Here is a 22,564-nt window from a genome sequence, read left to right as displayed (position 1 = left end):
TAAAATATTGATTAATTTTAAGGGAAACAACTACAAACCACACTAATTATGAAGACAAAACTTAACAAATTCTTATTTATTATTACGTTTCTAAGTACAATAGTTTCATTTTCTCAAGATGGATTTATTGGAGAAGTACGCCTGTTTGCAGGTAATTTTGCTCCAAGAAACTGGGCATTTTGTAACGGACAAGCATTGCCAATAAATGGTAACGAAGCGTTGTTCTCTATTTTAGGAACCATTTATGGTGGTAATGGAACAACAAATTTTATGTTACCCGATTTGCGTGGAAGAGTGCCTGTAGGTGTAGGTCAAGGTGCTGGTTTATCTTCAAGGGCTCAGGGGCAAACTTTTGGCACCGAAACAGCATCGCTTACTGTAAGTAATCTACCTGCTCATAGCCATACTGTAAATGCATCAACAAGTGCAGGTACAAGCCCAGATCCTACAGGTAATGTTTTGGGGCATACTAATAGTTTTGATAACGAATATTCTACTTCGGCAAACACTACTATGAATAATTCCATGATTGGAACTACAGGAAATAGTGAAGCCTTTAATGTTACTCAACCTTCATTAGGGATGCACTATATAATTTGTACGGCTGGTACTTTTCCTACCCGACCTTAATTGTAAAAACATAATATTATGAAAAAAAAATACCTCATTTTTTTTATGGCATTGTTGGGTTTTACTTGCGGAGCGTTTGCCCAAATTACCTTTTTTGGTTGTTCAGACTCCTTTACAACCAGTGCGCCAAACGAGTATAATTTAACATTAGAAGGTACCGATGCTTCGGGCAGAAATTTTTATCAATCCAATCCTATTTCTGGCGATCAATCTTGTGCTGCTGGTGTTTGTGAATTTAGAATGGCTTGGAATGATACACAAACACGCTGGGAAATTTTATTATTTCAAAATAATATTGATTTTTCTGATGCCGTGGTGGTTTATTATAATAACACGGCTGCTTCACCAAATCCGCCCAGTTTAAATTTAGGAAATTGGGTTGATGCTACGGGTAATTGCGGTGGGCAACTAGCAGAAGGTAATGGCATATTAACTGGCAGTGTACAAGATGATGTTACATTAAGCAACGAAGATGTAAATGATTTAAATACTGCTATTCAAATTTACCCTAATCCGGCTCAAAAAATAGTTTATGTGAGGTCCAATAGTGTTAGTATTAAACAAATTGCATTGTATTCTGTACTTGGTAAATTGGTAAAAGTCGATATAAAAAATCAAGATATTAATGTCTCGAATTTAGCAAAAGGAATTTATTTACTTAAAGTAGAAACTACTAATAACAAAGCATTTATAAGAAAAGTAGTGGTGAATTAATAAAAAGTTACTTCGTATATTATTTAAGGTAGAAATTTCGGTTTCTACCTTATTTTTTTGATTTTTGTAAGGAATTTTAGTTTTTATGACTGATATAATTAAAAGCATACGATGGGATTATTTAATAAAATATTTGGCGGAAATAATGAAGAAAAAGAGGAAAGCGTATTACCATGGATTCCTTTAAGTGACTTGCAACAACTGGATTTAATTGCAGAAAAATCGAAAACTAAAACGCAAATCATTTTTAAGCATTCTACCCGATGTGGTATTAGTAGAATGGTATTAAAAGGATTTACAAATACTTACAGTTTCACCGAAACCGAAGCCGACCTGTATTATTTAGATTTACTGAAGTTTAGAGAGGTTTCAAACGAAGTAGGGTACAAGTTCCAGGTTATGCACGAATCGCCACAATTACTGGTCATTAAAAATGGTATCGCTGTTGCTCATGAAAGTCATGGCGCTATAAACGATTTAAACTTATCTCAATTTATTTAAAGGAAACAAATTGGATTCTAATTTTTTGTTTGTTTATGGCACGTTATTACAAAATGCTAATAATACCATGTCTAAATTTTTAATTGCAAATTCAACACCTCTTGGTAAAGCGTATTGCAATGGAAAACTTTACAAAATTTCATGGTTTCCTGGAGCTGTTTTAAGTGATAAAGCATCAGATAAAATTTACGGAACGTTAGTGAAACTTGAAGACGCAGAACGTGTTTTTAAGCAGTTAGATGATTATGAAGGCTATGATAGTAATAACGTAGCAGATAGTTTGTTTATTAGGTAAAAAACGAGAATATTATTAGAAAACGGTAGCCATTATACTGCTTGGGTGTATCTTTACAACCAAAAAATAGACGAAGCCACACGCACTTTGTCTGGCGACTTTTTAAACCATGCAGCATTTTAATTTTACCGACTCCTATTTTCATTCGTTACCACAAGGAAATTTAACCGAACTACCAGAAAAATTCACTTTTCCGTTTTATTATACGCCACACGAATTAAGTGTTTTAGCTGCTGAAAATTTACAGCGCTATTTAGAACATGCGGGTTTAAATCATAATTTCGGACTTAACCCAAATGTTGAAGGTTTAGTTATTGGTAAAATGTTTGGGGTTATGGTGGTGAAAAATGAAGCTGGAGAACTAGGCTATTTAGCTGCTTTTTCAGGGAAACTTGCCGAAACAAATAATTTACAAGGATTTGTGCCTACGGTTTTCGATACGCTCGATCCTAACGGATTTTATAAAATAGGGGAGCAGGAGCTAAATGAAATAAACCGCGAGATAGAACATATTGAAACTTCGCAAGAATTTACAGCGTTAAAAGAACAGCTAAAGCAGTTTATAGAAGCTTATGAAGCTGAAAAAGAGCAGCTAAAACATACCATAAAAGAGAAGAAAGCAGAACGTAAACTATTAAGAATTTCTGAAGCCAAAAAATTATCAGCAGAAGAGTATGAAGCGTTTTTGGAACAACTTAAAAATGAAAGTATTCAATACAACATACAGTTAAAAAAATTACGCGTAAGTTGCGAAAAAAAATTAGCTTGGTTTAAATCAGCTCTATTAAAATACAATACAAGTTTAGAGGCTCTTAAAGAACGCCGAAAATCGAAATCTGCAGCACTTCAAAAAAAAATTCATCAGCAATACAAATTCTTAAATGCGCTTGGTGAAACCAAGGATTTGCTCGATATTTTTGAGAATACCACATTGCGAGTACCACCAGCAGGAGCAGGTGAATGCGCGGCACCAAAGCTATTTCAGTTTGCTTATGAAAGTAACTTGAAACCTATCGCTATGGCGGAATTTTGGTGGGGTGCTTCGCCAAAATCGGAAGTGCGAAAACACAAGCAGTTTTACCCGTCTTGCCGTAGTAAATGTGAACCTATTTTGGGGCACATGATGCAAGGTTTAATAGTTGAAGAAAACCCCATACTTGAAGAGAAAAAACACGAGAAACCGCTTGAAATTTTATTTGAAGACGATTATTTATTGCTTGTAAACAAACCGCCCGAATTTTTGTCGGTGCCAGGAAAAACTAGTTTAGCTTCGGTGCAAACTAAAATGCAAGCTTATTTACCAAACCACAAAATATTGTTGGTACATCGTTTAGATATGTCAACTTCAGGTATTTTACTCATTGCTAAAAACGAACGCACTCATAAAAAGCTTCAAAAGCAGTTTATAACACGTACTGTTAAAAAGCATTATGTGGCCGTTTTAAATGGCGAAATCGCGCAAACAGAAGGTGAAATAAATTTACCACTTCGTGTAGATTTAGATAATCGTCCGCAACAATTGGTCTGTTATACACATGGTAAACCAGCGAAAACAAAGTATAAAGTTGTGAATGTTAGTAACGGACGAACTCGCATTCATTTTTACCCCATTTCTGGGCGAACACATCAATTGCGAGTGCATGCGGCGCACAGCGACGGACTAAATACTCCTATTGTTGGCGACGATTTATACGGAACACGAGACGAACGCCTTATGCTACATGCCGAATATTTAGAGTTTGAACATCCGGTAAGTAAAACAAGAATGACCATTACTTGCAAGGCTTCTTTTTAAAACTCCTGATTTATTATAATATTTTTTAGTTTCAATTTTAAATCTTCACCAGTATCAAAAATCATTTGTTCGCTGCTAGGGAACGGGATACGTTGGTTATTTGTAAGTTGTAGCTCTTCTTTATCGAGGGCGCGTTTATCGCCACGGTAACGTGCAAAAATGTTTTCGAAAATATAGCCGCTATCTAAAGGAAAATTATCAATTGTTTGATGTGTTTTTAAATCGGTATAAATAACTTCGGCTAAAATTTCAGATTCTTTTGTTTGAATAAACTCGTTGTACCTAGCCTTAACCGTTATTATTTTATCTATTTTAATGTCGTTTCCAAGACTATCTTTTTCAACATTGCCTTTTTCATCTTTTTTATAGCGGTACCCGTCAATGACTTCTTTTTCTTTAATGAGTTCGCGTTCTTTAATACGTTCAGGAAAAATATTAATTTGCTTTAATTGAAGCTGCATGGCAAAGTCATAGGTTATGTTTTCTAGCTTATTGGCATGATAAACGGTCCAGAATTGATTTAAACCATAGGTGTTAAAGTTTAATAAATCGGCTTCTAGCTGCTGCGGTATAATTTGCTGTGTTAAATTATTTATGTTAACTAAAACAAAGTGGGTTCCTTTGTCGTGAGCCGTAGCAAGTAATTCTTGTGTGTTTCCATTATAATTAGGATTGATGTCGTTTAAATAGTTGAAGGTATTGTAAGCTTCACGAACAACATATTTATCTTCCGAATTTAATAAGCGTAACCCTTTTTCGTATAAAAACGCCGAAAGTTTGGCTTTTGCTTTTATAATATCGTTACTGTAATCGTTAAATTTAAAAGGAATGTTTTTTCCGTCTATAGTTAATGGTAAAATGGGTTTTATGGCTTCCTGTCTGTTGTTTAACTTGTTATATAAGTCGAAAATGTTTTGAGATAGTTCTGGGTTATTGTCTTTTTTTAAGTGCTTAATACTGCTTAAATCGCGTTCAACGACTTTGTTATAAGCATCTTGAAGCATTAAAACATAATCGTATTTACGTTTCTTATCTTTATTGGTTCGTAATTTATCGAGTGCTGTGGTTATGGCATGGTCATAATCGCCAGAATTTACGGCTTGTTCTACTTGACGTTTGGCGCTACACGACACCAGTAAAATTATAGATATTGAAAAAAGTAATTGTTTTTTCATAGGTTAATAGTTTTTAATTTGGGTAAGGATATTCAATTGTGGTGCCAAAGTTAAATAAAATTCACGCAAAATAAATAAACCCTTGAAAAACAAGGGTTTTGTTGTGTGTATTTTTATTTATGTAGGAATACAGGTTTATTTTTTCTTAAAAACAGGCAGTAATTTTGTTGAAACTTCGCCAAAACCAATTCTAGTGCCATCCTTTTCACAAAAACCTCGCATAATAACGGTATCGTTATCATTTATAAACTTACGTTCGCTGCCGTCGGCCATTTTTATTGGGTTTTCACCTTTCCAAGTGAGTTCTAACATCGAGCCGTAAGAATCTGGCGTAGGGCCAGAAATGGTCCCGCTTCCCATCATATCGCCCGAATTTACTGGGCAACCATTTATTGTGTGGTGCGCGAGTTGTTGTACCATATTCCAGTACATATATTTAAAGTTAGAGTTGCTCACTACTGTTTCTTTAGCACCTTGCGGTTGTATAGCAACTTCTAAATTAATATCGTAGCTTTTTTTGCCTTTGTATTTTAAATATTTTAATTGCGTTGTTTTTGGTTTAGGACTTTCAACTCTATAAGGCTCTAAAGCATCAAGTGTAACAATCCATGGTGAAATAGAAGACGCAAAGCTTTTAGCTAAAAATGGCCCCAAAGGCACGTATTCCCATTTTTGAATATCACGAGCGCTCCAATCGTTAAGTAAAACTAATCCAAAGATGTATTCTTCAGCTTCATCAATGGGGATAGGTTCGCCTAAATCGTTTGCTGCCGTAGTAATAAATGCCATTTCAAGCTCAAAATCAACTAATTTACTTGGACCAAAAATAGGTTCGGTAGCATCGCCTGGTAACGTTTGTCCTTGAGGACGATGGATGGGAATACCACTAGGAACAACAGATGAACTTCTACCATGATACCCCACAGGAATATGCAACCAGTTAGGTAATAATGCATTTTCGGGGTCTCTAAACATCGTACCTACATTGGTAGCGTGCTCTATGCTTGAGTAAAAATCGGTGTAATCGCCAATTTGCACAGGTAGTTGCATTTCAATTTCATCGAGCCTAAATAATACAATTTCTTTATGCTTTTTGTTTTGTTTTAAGCTTTCGTTATTGTCATCGAAAATATCTGCAATTCGGTTTCTAACGGCACGCCATGTTTTTCTGCCATCTGCAATAAAATCGTTTAAAGTATCTTGAAGAAAAATATCATCGGTTAGTGCGATGCCATCAAAATAACCTAATTGGTGTAAAGCCCCTAAATCTATAGCCGTATCACCAATTCGCGTGCCAATAGTAATAATGTCATCACGGGTTAAAAATACTCCAAAAGGAATATTTTGAATTGGAAAATCTGAATTTTTATCGACGTGTAACCACGACTTTCTATCTGGATTGTTGGCTGAAAGTGGCATAGCTTAAAAATAATAATAAATTGTAAATATGTATTCAAACCTACATAAAATTTTCATTTTAATTGTTAAAATCTACCAAAAATTAAAATATATCAAAAAGTTAATAAATTGGTTAAAAACTTAGGGTGAAATATGAGTTTTTTAGCTTTTATAAGTAATGTATTTTCTATTTTTGCACTTCAATAAAAAAGAAACTAAACATTATGCAACGCGACGAACAAATTTTTGAACTTATACAGGCCGAAAAAGAGCGCCAACTTCATGGTATAGAACTTATCGCATCAGAGAATTTTGTAAGTGAACAAGTTATGGAAGCTGCTGGTTCGGTATTAACTAATAAATATGCCGAGGGTTACCCAGGCAAACGCTATTATGGTGGTTGTGAAGTGGTAGATGAAGTGGAGCAAATAGCTATTGATAGAGCCAAAACTTTGTTCGGTGCCGAATATGTAAATGTACAACCACACTCTGGAAGTCAAGCAAACACTGCGGTTTACCATGCATGTTTAAAGCCAGGAGATAAAATTTTAGGTTTCGATTTATCTCATGGTGGGCATTTAACTCACGGATCGCCGGTTAACTTTTCTGGGAAATTATACAATCCGGTTTTTTATGGAGTCGAAGAAGAAACAGGTGTTTTAAACTACGATAAAATTCAAGAGATTGCTACTAAAGAACAACCAAAATTAATTATTGCTGGTGCTTCGGCGTATTCTCGTGATATCGATTTTGAGCGATTTAGAGTTATTGCGGATAGCGTTGGTGCTATTTTAATGGCCGATATTTCGCATCCAGCAGGTTTGATTGCTAAAGGTATTTTAAACGATCCGTTACCACATTGTCACATCGTAACTACAACAACTCATAAAACCTTACGCGGACCACGAGGTGGTATGATTATGATGGGGAAAGATTTTGATAACCCATTTGGTATCACTTTAAAAAACGGAAGCTTACGTAAGATGTCGTCACTTTTAGATTCTGCGGTATTCCCAGGAAATCAAGGTGGCCCGTTAGAGCACATTATTGCTGCTAAAGCTATTGCTTTTGGTGAAGCTTTAACCGAGGATTTTTTACATTACCAGTTACAAGTTAAGAAAAATGCAAGTGCTATGGCTGATGCTCTAGTTGCTAAAGATTACAAGATAATTTCAGGAGGAACAGACAACCATTGTATGTTGATTGATTTACGTAATAAAGATGTATCTGGTAAAGATGCCGAACAAGCTTTAGTAAAAGCAGATATTACTGTAAACAAAAACATGGTGCCATTTGATGATAAATCACCATTTGTAACTTCTGGTATTCGTTTGGGTGCAGCAGCGATAACAACTAGAGGTTTAAAAGAAACTGATATGGTTGCTATTGTTGATTTAATTGACGAAGTAATTACAAACTTTGAAGATGAAGCGACTTTAGAAGCTGTAAAAGCTAAAGTTAATGCTATGATGAAAGACAAACCTTTGTTTGTTTAAATTGAAGTAAAATATAGACTAAAAAAAATCCTGCTTTACGGCAGGATTTTTTATTTAGAAGTCTAAAAAGTGTGAAATCTGTCATTCTGAATTTATTTCAGAATCTCAAATGATTGGTTTTCTGATGCATTAGAATCTGAAACAAGTTCAGATTGACAACAATATAACTTTTTAGACCTTTTTAAGGTTGTTGTCTCTGTGTGTAGAGATAGATTTTCTATTTATTCTTTTTATACAAAGGAATTCGATAAGATAAAAAATAGCTATATCCTGCGCCAATAATACCGCTATCGTAGGTTTTACCGTAACCAGGTATGTAAAGCACTTCAAAATTGTTAATACTCGATTCGCTAGCTAAAAACTTGAGTTGCACGTTAGCTCCTAAATATAGGTTAGTTAAAAGCTCCACTTTAAAACCAAGCATAATTTCGGCCCAAAACGCGGTTAACCCACTAATTTCAACGGCGTCGGTTGAAGTGTACTGAGGCGCCCAATATTGATTTGTAGTGTAAACCGTAAAACTATTGGTTGTTTGGCTAAAAGTGCTGCCGCCAACTCGAAATCCAAAATAAACCATGTTGTCCATATCGAGCCAGTTTTGGTAAACGTTTAGGTCTATTCCTGCTTTTATATAAGATCCTTTACTTGTAACATCGAGGTAATCTGTAATGGTATTTTTATCATCAAAACCAAGTTCTCCAGCGATATATAAATCTTCTTTAATACGGTAATCGGCCATAATTTCGAAACCACTAAAATCCTCATCTAAAAAAGATTGAGCTAGTTTACCAATATTTGCACCAACACGTAAGCCATATTTTAATTGAACAGCCGTAGAATCAGATTCAATTTTTGAAGGAATGCTGTCTTGTTTTGCTTCAATTTTTGGTTTCTTGTTTCGTTTCGGTTTGGCAATCGTGTCGTTTTGGGCAGTTGCAGAAAAACCAAAACACAATAACCAAAAAATACTAATGCGTAATATTAAAGTGTGTTTCATCTTCGTTCTCTACAGATTGGTTATCGGTTAATGGTTGTCTGGAAAGCAGCCAGTTATCGTCGTCATCTTCAATAGTTAATGTAACTTCGGTATAAATAGTTTTATAACCACATGCACGTGATACATAAACTTCAACAGGCACATAATTAACGGTAATAGTGTCGATGTTGCCTTCGTAATAGTCGTCGGTAGCATCATCTGGAGTGTCATTATCGTTTAGTGTTGCATCTAACATTAATTCGTATTGCGTTATGTTGGTGTCGGTGCGAAGTGGTAAAACCAGTTGGTTTACATCGTTTACAAAATAACCAGAAAGTGCAAAATCATTATCAATACCACTAACAATTAAATCGTTAGCATTTTTTTTGTTTTCGGGGCTTTCTGCATTGTATAAATCTATTATTAATCGCGGCGTGGTAGCATCGGCACTACCACAAATATCATCTTTTTCACAACTAATTGAGGAAATGACTAGAAAGAGTAATAAAATTACAGTTTTTCTCATATTATTTCTCGAATAAAACTACAGTTTCTATATGCGCTGTATGCGGAAACTGGTCTACTAAGCTTATTTTTTTTAATTGATAACCTGCTTGCATGAGTTGTTCGGTATCTCGTGCTTGCGTCGCAGGATTACAAGATACATAAACCAAACGTTCTGCATTTAGGTTTATTATTTTATTTAAGGTTTTAGGTGCAATACCAGCACGGGCAGGATCTAAAACTATGGTTTGAATTTTGTTTTTATACTCTGGATGTTCGGTAAGGAATTTACCAACATCGGCAGCATAAAATTTTAGACCTTCAATGTTATTGCGTTTGGCGTTTTCTTTAGCGTCTTCAATGGCTGAAGCTACAATATCTACACCAACTATTTTAGTGTTATTCGCTTTGTTGGCAATAATTTGCCCAATGGTACCTGTACCGCAAAATAAATCTAACACCACCGAGTTATCAACGGCTTCTTGTTTTTCAAGAGCATATTCCACGACTTTGGCGTATAGTTTTTCGGCACTTTTAGGGTTGGTTTGAAAAAAGCTTTTCATGCTAATTTCGAAGTTAAGCCCTAACAATTCTTCAACTATTTTATCTTCACCGTAAATAAGCTCGATGCTTCCCGTAGTAGCAATGGTGCGGTCTCCAATTTCGTCGTTTATGGTATGTAGAAACCCTGCAACACGGTCGCCAAATAATTCGGTTAGGTATTCGGCAAATTTATTAAGGTTGAATTTTGGTAAATCGTAAGATGTGGTAACCAAATTAAAAAGTAGCTTATTGGTTTTGTAAGATTTACGAACCACAAAATACCTAAAGAAACCTTCTTTACGTGGTGCATGCCAAGGCGCTAAACCTGTATTTTCACAATAGGAACGAATATTTTTAAGGTTGTTTTCTACATCGGCATCAAATAAACCTGAATCGTTATTTAGGTTATCGCCACACCACCAAGTACCTCGTTTTTTAAAGCCCAAAGTAAACTCATCGACATCGGTTTTTAACTCGTGGTTGTAACCAATGGCAGAAAAGCCATATTCCATTTTATTACGGTAATGAAATGTATTTGGTGAGTTTACAAAGGCATCGAATTTATCTTCAATATCTCTAACTTTTCCAATGCGTTTAAACAACTCTAAGGTACTTTGTTTTTTGTACTCGTGTTGTTTTTCGATGGGTAATTTTATGTAAGGCGCACCAGGAATTTCTTGGTACGGACTATCAATTTCGTCTTCTGAAGGTTTTAAAACCTCAAACAGTTTACATTCGGCGTATTTTTTACTCGATTTTTTTACCTGCGCTTTTACCAATTGTCCTGGTAGCGTGTTAGGCACAAATACTACAAATTCGCCATGTTCGTTTTTAATACGGCCAATACCTTTACCTCCAAAGGCGTAATCTTCGATTAGAATTTCGATGACTTGTCCGCGTTTTACAAATTTATTTCGTTCTCTTTTCGGCATGCTGCAAAAGTAATGAAAGCAACGTCTATTTTTAATTTTTAATTTATGAATTTTGAAGGATAAACGAGATTATGATGCTTTTACGTTTACACCCGTGCAAAGGATTGAAACGGCATCCTTTTTTGTGAACCTTAATTTTGATTGAAGCATTGTTTTTAGTGTCACTATGAAGTTGATTTTGAGAGCGAAACCCCAACACAAAAAAGATATAGTGTAAAGCCTGACGCTATTATTTGCTGAAAAAATAATAGGGTTGCACCCAAAAAAATATGAATATTTATTAAATTGCGTGTCTATCCAGGGATGATTTCTCTCCCACGCTGCTTTTTCGTCCCGAAACTTGTCGGGAATCCGGAAGAATAAAGGTACAGTAGGAATTGATAATATCAATTTAAATTCAATTAAGATGGCTGTTTTAGAGCAATTAACGTCGCAACAAGCGATAGATTTAGAGAACGCGTATGGCGCGCATAATTACCACCCGTTGCCAGTGGTTTTAACAAAGGGCGAAGGTGTGTATGTTTGGGATGTAGAAGGGAAGCGGTATTACGATTTTTTATCGGCGTATTCGGCAGTAAACCAAGGGCATTGTCACCCAAAAATTGTGGGTGCTATGGTAGCGCAAGCGCAAAAGTTGACTTTAACCTCGCGTGCGTTTTATAACGATATGTTAGGGAAGTACGAGAAATTTGCTTGTGAGTTTTTTGGTTTTGATAAGTTGTTACCTATGAATACGGGTGCCGAAGCGGTTGAGACGGCGTTGAAAATTTGTAGAAAATGGGCTTACGAAGTAAAAGGGATTGATGAAAATGAGGCTGAAATTGTAGTGTGTAAAAACAATTTTCATGGGCGTACCACAACCATTATTTCGTTTAGTAACGATCCTGTGGCACGTAAGAATTTTGGACCTTACACCAACGGTTTTATAAAGATAGATTACGACGATTTAGAAGCGCTTGAAGAAGCATTAAAAAATAACCCAAATGTGGCTGGATTTTTAGTAGAACCAATACAGGGTGAAGCAGGCGTTTATGTGCCAACCAAAGGTTATTTGGCTAAAGCAAAAGCCATTTGTGAAAAATATAATGTGCTTTTTATTGCAGATGAAGTGCAAACGGGTATTGCCAGAACTGGTAAACTGTTGGCGGTTAACCATGAAGATGTTACGCCAGATGTTTTAATTTTAGGAAAGGCGATAAGTGGCGGTGTGTATCCTGTGTCGGCCGTATTGGCAAACAATGCGGTGATGAATGTAATTAAACCTGGGAATCATGGTAGTACGTTTGGTGGAAATCCTGTAGCTGCTGCCGTTGCTGTTGCGGCTCTTGAAGTGGTTAAAGAAGAAAACTTAGCCAAAAATGCTGAAGTTTTAGGTAATTTGTTTCGTAGTGAATTAAACAAATACATTGAAACCACTACTATCGTTAACTTAGTGCGCGGTAAAGGTTTGCTTAACGCGATTGTAATAAATGATGATGAAGATAGCGATACCGCTTGGAATATTTGTTTAGCGTTACGAGATAATGGTTTACTAGCGAAACCTACGCATGGTAATATTATTAGGTTTGCGCCACCATTAATTATGAACGAAACGCAACTGCGCGAGTGTGTGGCTATAATTGTGAAAACATTGAAGAGTTTTGAGTAAGTAGCGGTAGGTTTTTATAAACAAAAGACTGTTTTGAAGGTTGAGTTTTGTCAATCTGAATTTATTTAAGATTTTAAGAACTACGCATAAATCTTGTTAATAGATCCTGAAACAAGTTCAGGATGACAGATTTGAAAAACCTTTAAAACAGTCTTTTTGTTTTATGTATAATTTAAATTATCTACATCCAGCTTTTTCGGCGGCTTCGTAAATTTGTTCTAAAGATTCGGCAGGAATACTTGGGTTACCTTCAATTAAACCTAAATACCAATCGAAAAATGCACAAGGGTTAATTGCAATCCAAATAATGAAAGCCAGACCAATAAGTGATAAACACAACGATATTATGGCGAATGTTTTTGCGCTTTTCATAGCAGAACCGTTACTGTAATCTTCAGGGTTTGCATTAAACTTTTTAAGCTCTTTATTTGCCACGATAATCGCTATAATTGCTGCAATGGTACCAAGGCCATAAACGCAACAACAAACTATGCCGACAATGGATAAAATTATTACGAGTGTTGTGTTTAGTTTTTGCATAAGTTGATTTTATTAAATTAGAAACATTTTAAATATATAGTTAGTAATAGCTGTTATAAGCGTAACAGCCGCTAAAAATAGTTTTATTTTTTCGCTATAGTTTATAATTGTAAAACTATTTAAAATAAGAAAACCTATAAAAAATATTAAAGGGTAAATAGCGGGATACATAAAAAAAGCCTCAACAAACTCACCCTTAAAAATTAAAAGGGTAGCACGTTGAATACCGCAACCAAGACAATCTATCCCGAAAAGCTTTTTGGTTAAACACGGAATCATATATTTTTCCATAAATATGATTTTTTAAACGATAAAGATAAAAAACCTATTTAAAGAAAATACCTAGACGTCTTTAATTGTTTTGCTTTACAATTATTTTTTTGGTGATATTTTGCTGGTTTTCAGTTTCTACTTGGGCAATATAAACGCCATCACTTAAGTGTTTTGTAGATTGACTTACTTCGGAATTATTTGAGTTTAAATTGTTTATAATAATTTGTTTTCCAGTTACATCGTAAACAGTTAAACTTTTTATAGTTAGGTTGTTTGGGTTTACTAATTTTAATTCTGCAGTAATGTTGTTTTGGAAAATTTTAAAATCATTAAAAATAACATCTACATCTAAAGCTAAAGTATTGTTGTTTATGAAAGTAATTTCGAAGCGGTCGTTGTAAGTTCCTTTTTCTAGGTTTGTTTCAAAACTTTGCGTTCTTAAGTTATAATAAGTGTTATTGGTTTTATCGTGTAAATAAATAGGTTGCGATTCGTTAAAATGTTGTATGTCTGATATTCTAACACGAATAGGCATATTGTTTTGTACTTTAATAACTAAAGGAATACGCATTGTTTCATCATAAGGTAGCGCTTCGGCAAGAAAAGGTTTAGCCTCAGGAAACCAATAGGCATCGGAGTTAAGAATATCACTTTGATTAATTGCTGACTCTAAACCATAATCAAACCCAAAAGTAGCTGTTGGATGCATTGTTTCAACAATTTGTCTTGTGTAGTTATCGTTAAAATCAATATTTAATCTAAAACGTTTAAAATCTTCAGGGATAGTATGATATTCATCTTGAGACGTTTTAGCGTCTTTACCGCTCGTTGTTTTAAAAAATTCACTATCAGATGATGATTCTTTTTCAAAAACACGATGACTGTTTTTAGCAATTACATCACCTGTAGCGGTACCTTCAACCATAAATCCTTGTCCAACAGGTATGTATCTTCTTGGAGTTTTTCCGGTTGGTGCGGTGCCACTAGTGCCATTAATATTACCTTCGCCATCATAAGTTCTAAAAGTAGCAGGGGTATAAGTTTCAACAGTTCCTGTAGCATCAATAGTGTAAGATGCGTAACCGCCGTCGTATTGGTTAATATTATGTGAGTTTACTGCAGGGTTTTGCTCCCAATAGTAAAGTGTTCCTGTTATTGTTGCTTGGTTGTTTGCATCATGAATGTATTCAAAAGCATCCATTGCAGAAGGGTAAGGGTTGCCTACTAAGGTAAATTGGTTAGCAAGCACGCTTACGGCAATATCACCAGTATTTGGTTTTCCTCTAAAATCATAATTTTGATTGTCTCCAGAGTTATTTGTACTAGTTCCAGCTGTTCCTTTCATGGTAAAGCCTTCACCTGGGTTTATAGATGTGCCATCAGTTACATGAACCCAATCTGAATATTCGTCAGAAGCAACGAATTTCCAAATCCAGTATAACTCTATTTGTAAGGGATTTGCAGTACCATTATAACCAGGTAAATGCACTACCGAAGCAGGATTAGAGTTGGTTACATCTACTATATCATTTAGAAAAGTAACACCAAAAGGATTGTTGGTGTTGTTGCTGGTTTTGCTTCCTACGGGAGAACACCAATAGTTATATTCGTACGCCCCCACATTTCCATCTTGATAAACACTTAGTTCGCCTACACCAGAATTTCCAGTGGTTCCAGTACCTTGAATAACTTGTCCTTCATCACGAAGGTAAATGGTACTCGCGGCTTCATTTAGGTTAATGTCGTCTTCAACAAAAACAATTTCGTCGCTTACATAAACATAAGCATTGTTCCTTACGGACAGCTGAGAAAAACCCAAACTGCACATAAATAGTAATAAAAGAGGGGCTTTATAATACATAGTTTAGTGTATAAAACGTTGAATATCAGCAAATGTAAGAAAAATTTATTTCAAAACGGTTTTTAATCGGTAAAATTTGTATTTAATAGATGTTTTTGGATTTCGTTTAAATAATTTAAAACGCGAATAAGCACACGTAATATCTCTTTTTAAAGTACTTTTGTTATTTGAAACACCTAATTTATGAAATATTTAAACTATATATTAATTGTAGTTGGAGCTATTGTTGCTATGTACGCCAAGGCAGGAGCAAATCAAAATCAGTACCTACTTATTGGTGGTATTGTTTTACTTATGGTTGGTGCTTACCGCATTTCTAAAACTATTTCGAGTAAAAAAGATGCGGATAATGATGATACTAGTAATCTTGATAACAATTAATTATGCCTTTTAAAGTTGGTGATTTTGTTTTGGTTTTAGATGAAGATTTGCAAGGCGAGATAAAGCACATTGCAGGGCAAAAGATTACTATTGAAACTGAAGATGGGTTTTTAATAAATTTTGAAGCCACCGATTTAATAAAGCAAGATAATACCATAAGCAAACAATCGTTAACATCAAATTTTAATTTAGCCGAAAAAGAACCTGTAAATCGTAAAAAAGCGCCTAAAAAGAAAGCTAAAGCTCGATACGAACCCACAATGGAAGTCGATTTACATATTCATCAACTGGTGCCTTCTACTCGTGGTATGACTAATCACGATATGCTTACATTACAACTTGATACAGCAAGACGAAAATTAGATTTTGCCATAGCCAAACGCATTCAAAAAGTGGTTTTTATTCATGGCGTAGGCGAGGGCGTGCTAAAATTAGAATTAGAGTATCTTTTTGGCAGATATAATAATGTAAAGTTTTACGATGCTAACTACCAAAAATATGGTTTAGGCGCCACCGAAGTTTATATTTACCAAAACACTTCTAGTTAAATTGAGGCGTAATATTGGTGGTATTTGGGCCAATATTCATATAACCAAAATCTAAGGTGTCTTGCGAAATTACGTTTATACCAATTTCTTTAACAATAACAGATACACGAAATGTTCTAGTATAAGAGTGTCTTCTGTAGGCTGTTGCATCAACTTTGGTTTTTATAACATCGTTTAAAAAATCGGCTGTTGTGCCATCGGTGATATCGTTTGCTGGATTTTGATCCTGCGAATCGTTTTCTTCGTCACGGGTTAAAACGCCATCACCATCATCATCATCATCTAAATAATCGGGAGTGCCATCGCCATCTGTATCTTGGGCATCACTTAAATCACCATCTTCATTGGGATCTGGATTTTCATTTATGGTTAAAATATTATCGCCATCATCATCGGCATCAATGTAATCTGGTAAACCATCGCCATCGGTATCATCATCAGTTAAATCGCCATTTCCATTTCTATCTTCTAAAATGGCAGGAATTCCATCGTTATCATCTTCTGTTAAAACCGTTAAAATATCTATAATTACAGGGTCGGTTTCATCAACATTAATAGAAACATTAGCAGGTACATCACTACAAAAAATATTTGATATCGTTGAATTATTGTAAGTTCGGTATGTAAAAGAAGCTGCTTGATTGGTAATAATTAAAGTATCATTTTCTTCAACTGCTATTAAATCGTCTAAAGTAAAATTAGAAATTAATAAAGACATCGATTCGGCAGGTTCACTTTTAGTTTTATACAGCACCAAATCGTCAACGCCTTCGCAATAATCAAATTCTTCTTCAAAATCGAATTCGAATTCAATAATATCGCCATCATCGCAGGTCCAAAAACATAATAAACTTAACGAAAATAAATATATAAACAGCTTACGCATACACTCAAATTTTAAGGCAAAAATAATAGAATTGTTATTTATAACGCCACTTAAAGAAAATAATTTTATTTAAAGTATTTTTGTTCACTATTTCTTTAGTTAATAAAGTTTTTACCATGATTAAAAAGATTTATTTTGATAATGCCGCAACTACAAAAGTGCATAATGCTGTTGTTGATGCTATGAGTACGGTTTTAAAAAGTAATTTTGGTAATGCCTCATCAACACATGGTTTTGGGCGCTCGTCGAAGGTGTTGTTGGAAAAATCAAGAAAAACTATAGCGAAGTATTTAAATGTTGAGTCGGGTGAAATTATATTTACTTCGGGCGGCACAGAAGCTAATAATTTAATTCTGCAAAGTGCTGTTAAAGATTTACAGGTAAAACATATTATTACTTCAAAAATTGAACATCATGCTGTGTTAAATACGGTTGCTTTTTTACATAAAAATGAAGGTATTAGAGTTAGTTATGTTGATGTTGATAATGAAGGAAAAATAGATACAACTCACTTAGAAACTTTGCTACAAACCGAAACAAAAACCTTAGTAAGTTTAATGCATGTTAATAATGAAATTGGTAATATTTTAAATTTAAAAGCTATTGCTAGTATATGTAAAACAAATGATGCTTTGTTTCATACCGACGCTGTACAATCTGTTGGTCATTATACTTTAGATTTAAAAGATATTCCAGTTGATTTTCTAGTGGCTTCGGCACATAAATTTCATGGACCAAAGGGTGTCGGTTTTGCTTTTATTAGAAGAAATTCTGAGTTACAACCTATAATTTTTGGCGGTGAGCAAGAGCGTGGTTTACGAGCAGGAACCGAGAGTTTACATAATATTGTAGGTATGGAAACGGCCTTAACATTGGCCTACCATAATTTGAAAAGTGATTCGGAATATATTTCGCATTTAAAACAATATTTTATTGAAACTTTAAAGGCTGAAATTCCCGATATTACCTTTAACGGTTTAAGCGACGATTTTAACCATAGTACATACGCTATGGTTAATGTACAATTTCCTTTCGCAACCGAAAAAGCATCAATGATTCTATTTCAACTCGATTTAAAAGGAGTTGCTTGTTCGCGAGGAAGTGCTTGCCAAAGCGGTAGCGAAAAAAAATCGCATGTTTTAACCGAAATTCTGTCGCCAGAAGCCTTACAAAAACCATCGTTGCGCTTTTCTTTTAGTATTTATAACACTAAAAATGAGGTCGATTATGTTGTTGAAACATTAAAACAATTCATGTAACCTATTTTTGTTTATCTAAACAAACTCGCATTTCGGCGAAGGTAAAATTCATTCTACCGTTTATAAAAGGTTCCGCTTTTATATTCATACTATTTTTATTTAAAAAAAATGTTTAAACCAATGCTTAAAAATGGGTTTTGGCAGTCTATGCATTTTAATTTAATCACAATTAAACCTCTAAATAAGTTGCTTTAGTTTTTGAAATTAAAATTCAATACAAAACAATTAATGCATTTAAAAACAATATAATATGGAATATATGTAAAAGACTTTTTTTGCTCCTAAATACCAACATTATGAAACTTACAGCGCTAATTATTATCACCCTTTTGTCATTTAAAATGGTAAATGCACAAGTAGGTATTGGTACTACAAACCCAGATGCTTCATCCATTCTTGAGATGGAATCGACAACTCAAGGTTTGTTAGTTCCAAGAATGACAACTACTCAAAGAAATGCCATAGCTTCTCCTGCCGAAGGTCTAATGGTTTACGATATCGATGAGGACGCCTTTTTTTATTATAATTCTACATCAACATCTTGGAGTAAAGTTGAAGCTGCTGTAACGCGAGATAACTATAAATTAGTTAAAAGCGCAGCCGATTTGGCCGATGAATTAGTTGCGGGTGGAGGTGCAGAATACCTTTTAAATACTGACACTCTTTATGAAATTAACGGAACTATAATTCTAACAGCTCCTATAAATATAAATAACGCCTACATCTCTGGTGAAGATACAAACGAAGATGTTTTGTTAAGAGTTGGAGGAAATATTTTTACAGGAAGCAATGGAGGTTCGCTTAGAAATTTAACTCTAACAGCTCCTGGTTCATCTATATTTAACTTAACAGGTACTGGTGCAGAATCTTTAGTATTTAGAGATTGTGTAATTGCAAATTGTAATGCTGTTGGTAGTGTTTCAAATTTTAACTTAGTGTTTTCTAGTATTATTCAATATGTAAGTAATAATGATGGTATTACCTATACCGATATTAATCAATTATTGTTGAATACACAGGGTTGGGATGGTACTAACGGTGGAACTTATGAAACTTTTGTTGGAGATTTTGAAATTATATCAAAACAGGGCGGTTTTAGCGAAGTTATAGCTGCAACTGCTGGGGTAAATGTTACAGGAATAACCTCTATTACAAATGGAGCAACTATTAGAGCTGTTGATTTTTATGGAGGCGGAAATTATATTAATGGAACATCTCCTTACACAGGTTATAATTTTACAAATTCATGGGATGTTGATTGTCCAGGTATTAATGTTGAAACAGATGGTGTTGCTGCTGGAAACTTTTATTATGATGGTCCTGTTACAACTGGTTTTACGCAATCAATATCAAATGGTACAGATCAATTAGTAGAAGGAAACGGGTCTTTTTCTGCAAATAACCTATTTCGATTTACTAGTAATGTTACAGAAAACAGATTAATATATGATGGTGTAAAAGATCGTCAATTTCAAATTAATGCATCTTTATCAATTCGAGTTGATGGGGCTGCTTCAAATTTTTACGCATTTTTTATTGCAAAAAACGGCACTGTAGTTACAGAATCTAGAGCATTAATTTATATTGATAACGATTCGCAAATTCAAAATGTATCTATGAATGCTAACTTAGAGTTGTCAAATTCAGATTACATAGAAGTTTATACGCGTCGTTTAACGGGTTCTGGCACAGACACATTAGTCGTTTTTTCAGAAAATTTAAGTATAAATTAGATTATAATTTTATTCGAGTTCTAACATTAAAAACACGAGGTGTTAAATAATTAGGAATCGCGTATTGTGTTTTCGAGTATACATCGCGAACCCATGTATTGGTAATAGAGTTTTGTACATCGAACATATTAAATATCTCGAAACCAAACGATAATTCTTTAAACGGCTTTTTCCAGCCTTTGTTAAATTGCTTTTTAGCATCAACTAAAACATATTGTAACCCTAAATCGGCGCGTTTATAGTCGGGTAATCTGTTTTGGTAAACGTAAGGGTCGGCGTAACTAGGTGATCCACCAGGTAACCCAGTGTTATATACTAAGTTTAAATATACTTTAAGGCTTGGTAAGTTTGGAACGTAATCTTGAAATAAAGCGGCAAATTTTAAGCGTTGATCGGTTGGTCGCGCAATATAGCCACGGTTATTCAAGTTTTCTGCTGTTTTTAAATAGCCAAAACTAAACCAGGATTCGGTGCCAGGAACAAATTCACCATTTAAGCGCATATCTAAACCATAAGCGTAGGCTTTTGCATCGTTATTTGCTCTATATCTAATACGCACATTTTCTAAAGTATAAGTATTCACTTGGCTTAGTCCTTTATAATACATTTCGGTGGTTAGTTTAAATGGTCTGTCCCACATTTTAAAACTATAATCGTTACCTAAAACCACATGAAACGATTTTTGAGCTTTCACATTAGGTTGAACGACACCAGCAGAATCTCGTAACTCGCGATAAAATGGCGGTTGGTAATATAAGCCACCAGCCACTCTAAAAAGCATATCTTTTTCCCAATCGGGCTTAATTGCAAATTGTGCTCTTGGGCTATAAACGGTTTGCGTATTTGTTGCTATGCCTTCGCCACTTACAGTCCAATTATGTGCTCTAATTCCAGCATTATACCAAACATCGCTATTGCCAATGGAGCTACGTTTGCTCCATTGTGCATAGGCTTGAAAGCGGTTTATTGTTGTATTATTTGTGGTACGAACGTTTTGATATGGCACTAATGGCCCCGTGTAAGGTGCGTAAGGTTGCTCGTTAATTGGGGTGGTTTTTGGCGGACGAATAGAAAAACCTGCCGAATCGATAACTTCCCATTCAACCAAGCGATCACGAATATCTTCATTGGTATATTTAAAAGCCCATTCTATTCTGTGGCCTTTTATTGATAGATCACCTTTATGTTCAATGTTAGTAATTAAGGCATCTAAATCGTTTCTTCCATGATTTAATTGGCTACCAACACCTTCGCTAAATTCAACTTCACCTAAATCTTCATCACCAATATTCGAATTAACTTCACCAAGTCGGTATTGTGCTAAAATATCGAAATATTCTTCTTCTGTGGTATGATAGGTTGATGCGGTTAACTGTAAATTTAAATTATCATTTACAAAATACGAACCTTTAAAAGCACCAAAAAGTGTTTGGTATTGATCTTTTTCTTGTCCGCTATAATAAACAAGTAATGCTATGGGATCGGTTAAGGTACCAAAATTGGTTTGTCTGGTTTGTGGCTGGTAATTGTATTTGTTTAACGAAGCATTTCCTAAAAAACTCAAGTGAAATTTACTTGAAAATTTATAAGTGAAAAAGCCTTGAGCATCGGCAAAAACAGGATTAAAGTTGGTTTCGGTTTCTTTAGCATCTACTAATAAACTATTATCGCGGTAACGTAGGCCAACAATGCCAGAGAATTTATTGTTCTTGCTAGTGTTTTCTACAGATATGCTAGCGCCTAATAAGCTTAAATCGGCATTAGCTTCAAATTCGTAGGGTGTTTTGTAAGTGATATCTAAAACCGAAGATAGTTTGTCGCCGTACTTGGCTTGAAATCCGCCTGCCGAAAAATCAACATTTTGTACCAAATTCGTATTTACAAAACTTAAACCTTCTTGCTGGCCAGAACGTATTAAAAACGGGCGATACACTTGAATACCGTTTACATAAACTAAATTTTCATCGTAATTTCCACCGCGCACCGAGTATTGTGTACTTAATTCGTTATTGTTGCTTACACCTGGTAAAGTCATTAACAAGTTTTCTACACCTGCGTTAGCACCAGGAATTTTACGAATAGTTTCTGGTTTTAAGGTTACAATACCTTCAACTTCTTTTCGGCTTGTATTGGTTACTATAACTGTGGCTATTTGCTCAATTGTAGCGCTCATTACTGGGTTAAATTCTACTTCCTCTCCATTTTTTAAATTAAATGTACTCGTAATTTTTTTATGAGAAAGATGCGTAAAAGTTACTGTTACGTTTTTGTTAGCAGGAATATTTAGTAAATAAAAACCGTTAGCGTTGGTTTGTGTACCTGTATTTTCAAATGTAATATTTACGTTTTCAATAGGTAAGTTGTTTTCATTTAAAATAATGCCTTTTAAAGTTGCAGTTTGTGCAAAAAAGCTTCCTGTAAAAAGTAAAAATACTATGGTAAAAAATAAATGTTTAGGTTTCAAAAGTTGGTAAAT

Annotated in this window: 21 protein-coding genes; 11 read left to right on the top strand and 10 right to left on the bottom strand. The window is 34.6% G+C overall.

Translation table 11 applies throughout. The features are described from left to right. The first annotated feature begins 48 nt into the window (after window positions 1-48). The 5 genes from PK35_RS08930 to PK35_RS08910 all read left to right on the top strand — a co-directional run bounded on the left by PK35_RS08930 (window position 49) and on the right by PK35_RS08910 (window position 3,935). Window positions 49-630 carry a phage tail protein gene (locus PK35_RS08930; RefSeq protein ID WP_082048557.1) on the top strand — a complete coding sequence of 194 codons (582 nt, stop codon included), beginning with the start codon at window positions 49-51 and terminating at the stop codon, window positions 628-630. Window positions 631-648: 18 nt separating this feature from the next. Further along, the gene (locus PK35_RS08925; protein WP_044626354.1) at window positions 649-1,344 is read left to right on the top strand and encodes a T9SS type A sorting domain-containing protein; all 696 of its coding nucleotides are present in this window, start codon (window positions 649-651) and stop codon (window positions 1,342-1,344) included. Between the two features lie 111 nt (window positions 1,345-1,455). Beyond that, window positions 1,456-1,845, top strand: a complete 390-nt coding sequence (gene ytxJ, locus PK35_RS08920) for a bacillithiol system redox-active protein YtxJ (protein WP_044626353.1) — start codon at window positions 1,456-1,458, stop codon at window positions 1,843-1,845. A gap of 10 nt (window positions 1,846-1,855) precedes the next feature. Continuing rightward, window positions 1,856-2,140, top strand: a complete 285-nt coding sequence (locus tag PK35_RS08915) for a gamma-glutamylcyclotransferase family protein (protein ID WP_052825942.1) — start codon at window positions 1,856-1,858, stop codon at window positions 2,138-2,140. 109 nt (window positions 2,141-2,249) lie between these two features. Then, window positions 2,250-3,935, top strand: a complete 1,686-nt coding sequence (locus PK35_RS08910) for an RluA family pseudouridine synthase (protein ID WP_044626352.1) — start codon at window positions 2,250-2,252, stop codon at window positions 3,933-3,935. On the opposite strand, the gene PK35_RS08905 is transcribed toward PK35_RS08910, so the two are convergent. After that, window positions 3,932-5,110 (bottom strand): hypothetical protein, encoded by a 1,179-nt coding sequence (locus PK35_RS08905; protein WP_044626351.1) that lies wholly within the window; start codon window positions 5,108-5,110, stop codon window positions 3,932-3,934. The two genes, PK35_RS08910 and PK35_RS08905, sit on opposite strands and share 4 nt — an antisense overlap. Window positions 5,111-5,245: 135 nt before the next feature. Beyond that, the gene (gene fahA / locus PK35_RS08900; protein WP_044626350.1) at window positions 5,246-6,529 is read right to left on the bottom strand and encodes a fumarylacetoacetase; all 1,284 of its coding nucleotides are present in this window, start codon (window positions 6,527-6,529) and stop codon (window positions 5,246-5,248) included. Between the two features lie 203 nt (window positions 6,530-6,732). Between fahA and glyA the strand changes: the two genes are divergently transcribed. Further along, window positions 6,733-8,004 carry a serine hydroxymethyltransferase gene (glyA, locus tag PK35_RS08895; RefSeq protein ID WP_044626349.1) on the top strand — a complete coding sequence of 424 codons (1,272 nt, stop codon included), beginning with the start codon at window positions 6,733-6,735 and terminating at the stop codon, window positions 8,002-8,004. Between the two features lie 217 nt (window positions 8,005-8,221). Here the strand turns inward: glyA and PK35_RS08890 are convergent, their stop codons facing one another. The 3 genes from PK35_RS08890 to rlmD are packed head-to-tail and all read right to left on the bottom strand — an operon-like array spanning window position 8,222 to window position 10,959. Next, window positions 8,222-9,001, bottom strand: coding sequence for a DUF6048 family protein (locus tag PK35_RS08890; protein WP_044626348.1), 780 nt, complete (start codon window positions 8,999-9,001; stop codon window positions 8,222-8,224). Further along, complete coding sequence (locus PK35_RS08885; protein WP_044626347.1) at window positions 8,973-9,506, bottom strand: DUF6452 family protein; 534 nt, start codon at window positions 9,504-9,506, stop codon at window positions 8,973-8,975. Before PK35_RS08885 ends, PK35_RS08890 begins: the two co-directional genes overlap by 29 nt. Before the next feature lies 1 nt (window position 9,507). After that, complete coding sequence (gene rlmD / locus PK35_RS08880; RefSeq protein ID WP_044626346.1) at window positions 9,508-10,959, bottom strand: 23S rRNA (uracil(1939)-C(5))-methyltransferase RlmD; 1,452 nt, start codon at window positions 10,957-10,959, stop codon at window positions 9,508-9,510. 406 nt (window positions 10,960-11,365) lie between these two features. Between rlmD and rocD the strand changes: the two genes are divergently transcribed. Then, window positions 11,366-12,607, top strand: coding sequence for an ornithine--oxo-acid transaminase (rocD, locus tag PK35_RS08875; RefSeq protein WP_044626345.1), 1,242 nt, complete (start codon window positions 11,366-11,368; stop codon window positions 12,605-12,607). Window positions 12,608-12,784: 177 nt separating this feature from the next. On the opposite strand, the gene PK35_RS08870 is transcribed toward rocD, so the two are convergent. From PK35_RS08870 to PK35_RS08860, 3 genes are all read right to left on the bottom strand, one after another. Further along, the gene (locus tag PK35_RS08870; RefSeq protein ID WP_044626344.1) at window positions 12,785-13,147 is read right to left on the bottom strand and encodes a CCC motif membrane protein; all 363 of its coding nucleotides are present in this window, start codon (window positions 13,145-13,147) and stop codon (window positions 12,785-12,787) included. Between the two features lie 12 nt (window positions 13,148-13,159). Next, the gene (locus PK35_RS08865) at window positions 13,160-13,426 is read right to left on the bottom strand and encodes a DUF2752 domain-containing protein (RefSeq protein ID WP_316930176.1); all 267 of its coding nucleotides are present in this window, start codon (window positions 13,424-13,426) and stop codon (window positions 13,160-13,162) included. A gap of 73 nt (window positions 13,427-13,499) precedes the next feature. Next, entirely contained in the window at window positions 13,500-15,281 is a 1,782-nt protein-coding gene (locus PK35_RS08860) for a T9SS type A sorting domain-containing protein (protein WP_052825940.1), read from the bottom strand. A gap of 183 nt (window positions 15,282-15,464) precedes the next feature. Between PK35_RS08860 and PK35_RS08855 the strand changes: the two genes are divergently transcribed. Both PK35_RS08855 and PK35_RS08850 read left to right on the top strand, forming a co-directional pair. Then, entirely contained in the window at window positions 15,465-15,662 is a 198-nt protein-coding gene (locus PK35_RS08855; RefSeq protein WP_044626342.1) for a hypothetical protein, read from the top strand. 2 nt (window positions 15,663-15,664) lie between these two features. Then, a complete protein-coding gene (locus tag PK35_RS08850; protein ID WP_044626341.1) occupies window positions 15,665-16,210 on the top strand; it encodes a Smr/MutS family protein in 546 nt (181 codons plus the stop codon). Here PK35_RS08850 and PK35_RS08845 read toward each other — a convergent pair. Next, window positions 16,203-17,096, bottom strand: coding sequence for a hypothetical protein (locus PK35_RS08845; protein ID WP_044626340.1), 894 nt, complete (start codon window positions 17,094-17,096; stop codon window positions 16,203-16,205). The genes PK35_RS08850 and PK35_RS08845 overlap by 8 nt on opposite strands. Window positions 17,097-17,215: 119 nt before the next feature. Between PK35_RS08845 and PK35_RS08840 the strand changes: the two genes are divergently transcribed. Both PK35_RS08840 and PK35_RS08835 read left to right on the top strand, forming a co-directional pair. Beyond that, complete coding sequence (locus PK35_RS08840) at window positions 17,216-18,355, top strand: cysteine desulfurase family protein (protein ID WP_044626449.1); 1,140 nt, start codon at window positions 17,216-17,218, stop codon at window positions 18,353-18,355. Window positions 18,356-18,651: 296 nt separating this feature from the next. Then, complete coding sequence (locus PK35_RS08835) at window positions 18,652-20,088, top strand: hypothetical protein (protein WP_044626339.1); 1,437 nt, start codon at window positions 18,652-18,654, stop codon at window positions 20,086-20,088. A gap of 1 nt (window position 20,089) precedes the next feature. Here PK35_RS08835 and PK35_RS08830 read toward each other — a convergent pair whose 3' ends face one another. Next, window positions 20,090-22,552 carry a TonB-dependent receptor plug domain-containing protein gene (locus tag PK35_RS08830; protein ID WP_044626338.1) on the bottom strand — a complete coding sequence of 821 codons (2,463 nt, stop codon included), beginning with the start codon at window positions 22,550-22,552 and terminating at the stop codon, window positions 20,090-20,092. Between the last annotated feature and the right edge of the window lie 12 nt (window positions 22,553-22,564).

This window comes from Neotamlana nanhaiensis (assembly GCF_000943555.1).
In the GTDB taxonomy this organism is placed as follows: domain Bacteria; phylum Bacteroidota; class Bacteroidia; order Flavobacteriales; family Flavobacteriaceae; genus Neotamlana; species Neotamlana nanhaiensis.
The sequence above is the reverse complement of the archived record's forward strand: the minus strand, read 5'-3'. Positions and strand labels throughout refer to the sequence as shown.

Excerpts from the sequence above, each read along its gene's own strand:
- glyA (WP_044626349.1), top strand. The coding sequence starts at position 6,733 with ATGCAACGCGACGAACAAATTTTTGAACTTATACAGGCCGAAAAAGAG.
- fahA (WP_044626350.1), bottom strand. The coding sequence starts at position 6,529 with ATGCCACTTTCAGCCAACAATCCAGATAGAAAGTCGTGGTTACACGTC.
- rocD (WP_044626345.1), top strand. The coding sequence starts at position 11,366 with ATGGCTGTTTTAGAGCAATTAACGTCGCAACAAGCGATAGATTTAGAG.
- PK35_RS08845 (WP_044626340.1), bottom strand. The coding sequence starts at position 17,096 with ATGCGTAAGCTGTTTATATATTTATTTTCGTTAAGTTTATTATGTTTT.
- ytxJ (WP_044626353.1), top strand. The coding sequence starts at position 1,456 with ATGGGATTATTTAATAAAATATTTGGCGGAAATAATGAAGAAAAAGAG.
- PK35_RS08835 (WP_044626339.1), top strand. The coding sequence starts at position 18,652 with ATGAAACTTACAGCGCTAATTATTATCACCCTTTTGTCATTTAAAATG.
- PK35_RS08930 (WP_082048557.1), top strand. The coding sequence starts at position 49 with ATGAAGACAAAACTTAACAAATTCTTATTTATTATTACGTTTCTAAGT.
- PK35_RS08855 (WP_044626342.1), top strand. The coding sequence starts at position 15,465 with ATGAAATATTTAAACTATATATTAATTGTAGTTGGAGCTATTGTTGCT.
- PK35_RS08925 (WP_044626354.1), top strand. The coding sequence starts at position 649 with ATGAAAAAAAAATACCTCATTTTTTTTATGGCATTGTTGGGTTTTACT.
- PK35_RS08890 (WP_044626348.1), bottom strand. The coding sequence starts at position 9,001 with ATGAAACACACTTTAATATTACGCATTAGTATTTTTTGGTTATTGTGT.
- rlmD (WP_044626346.1), bottom strand. The coding sequence starts at position 10,959 with ATGCCGAAAAGAGAACGAAATAAATTTGTAAAACGCGGACAAGTCATC.
- PK35_RS08905 (WP_044626351.1), bottom strand. The coding sequence starts at position 5,110 with ATGAAAAAACAATTACTTTTTTCAATATCTATAATTTTACTGGTGTCG.
- PK35_RS08870 (WP_044626344.1), bottom strand. The coding sequence starts at position 13,147 with ATGCAAAAACTAAACACAACACTCGTAATAATTTTATCCATTGTCGGC.
- PK35_RS08860 (WP_052825940.1), bottom strand. The coding sequence starts at position 15,281 with ATGTATTATAAAGCCCCTCTTTTATTACTATTTATGTGCAGTTTGGGT.
- PK35_RS08885 (WP_044626347.1), bottom strand. The coding sequence starts at position 9,506 with ATGAGAAAAACTGTAATTTTATTACTCTTTCTAGTCATTTCCTCAATT.
- PK35_RS08865 (WP_316930176.1), bottom strand. The coding sequence starts at position 13,426 with ATGATTCCGTGTTTAACCAAAAAGCTTTTCGGGATAGATTGTCTTGGT.
- PK35_RS08910 (WP_044626352.1), top strand. The coding sequence starts at position 2,250 with ATGCAGCATTTTAATTTTACCGACTCCTATTTTCATTCGTTACCACAA.
- PK35_RS08850 (WP_044626341.1), top strand. The coding sequence starts at position 15,665 with ATGCCTTTTAAAGTTGGTGATTTTGTTTTGGTTTTAGATGAAGATTTG.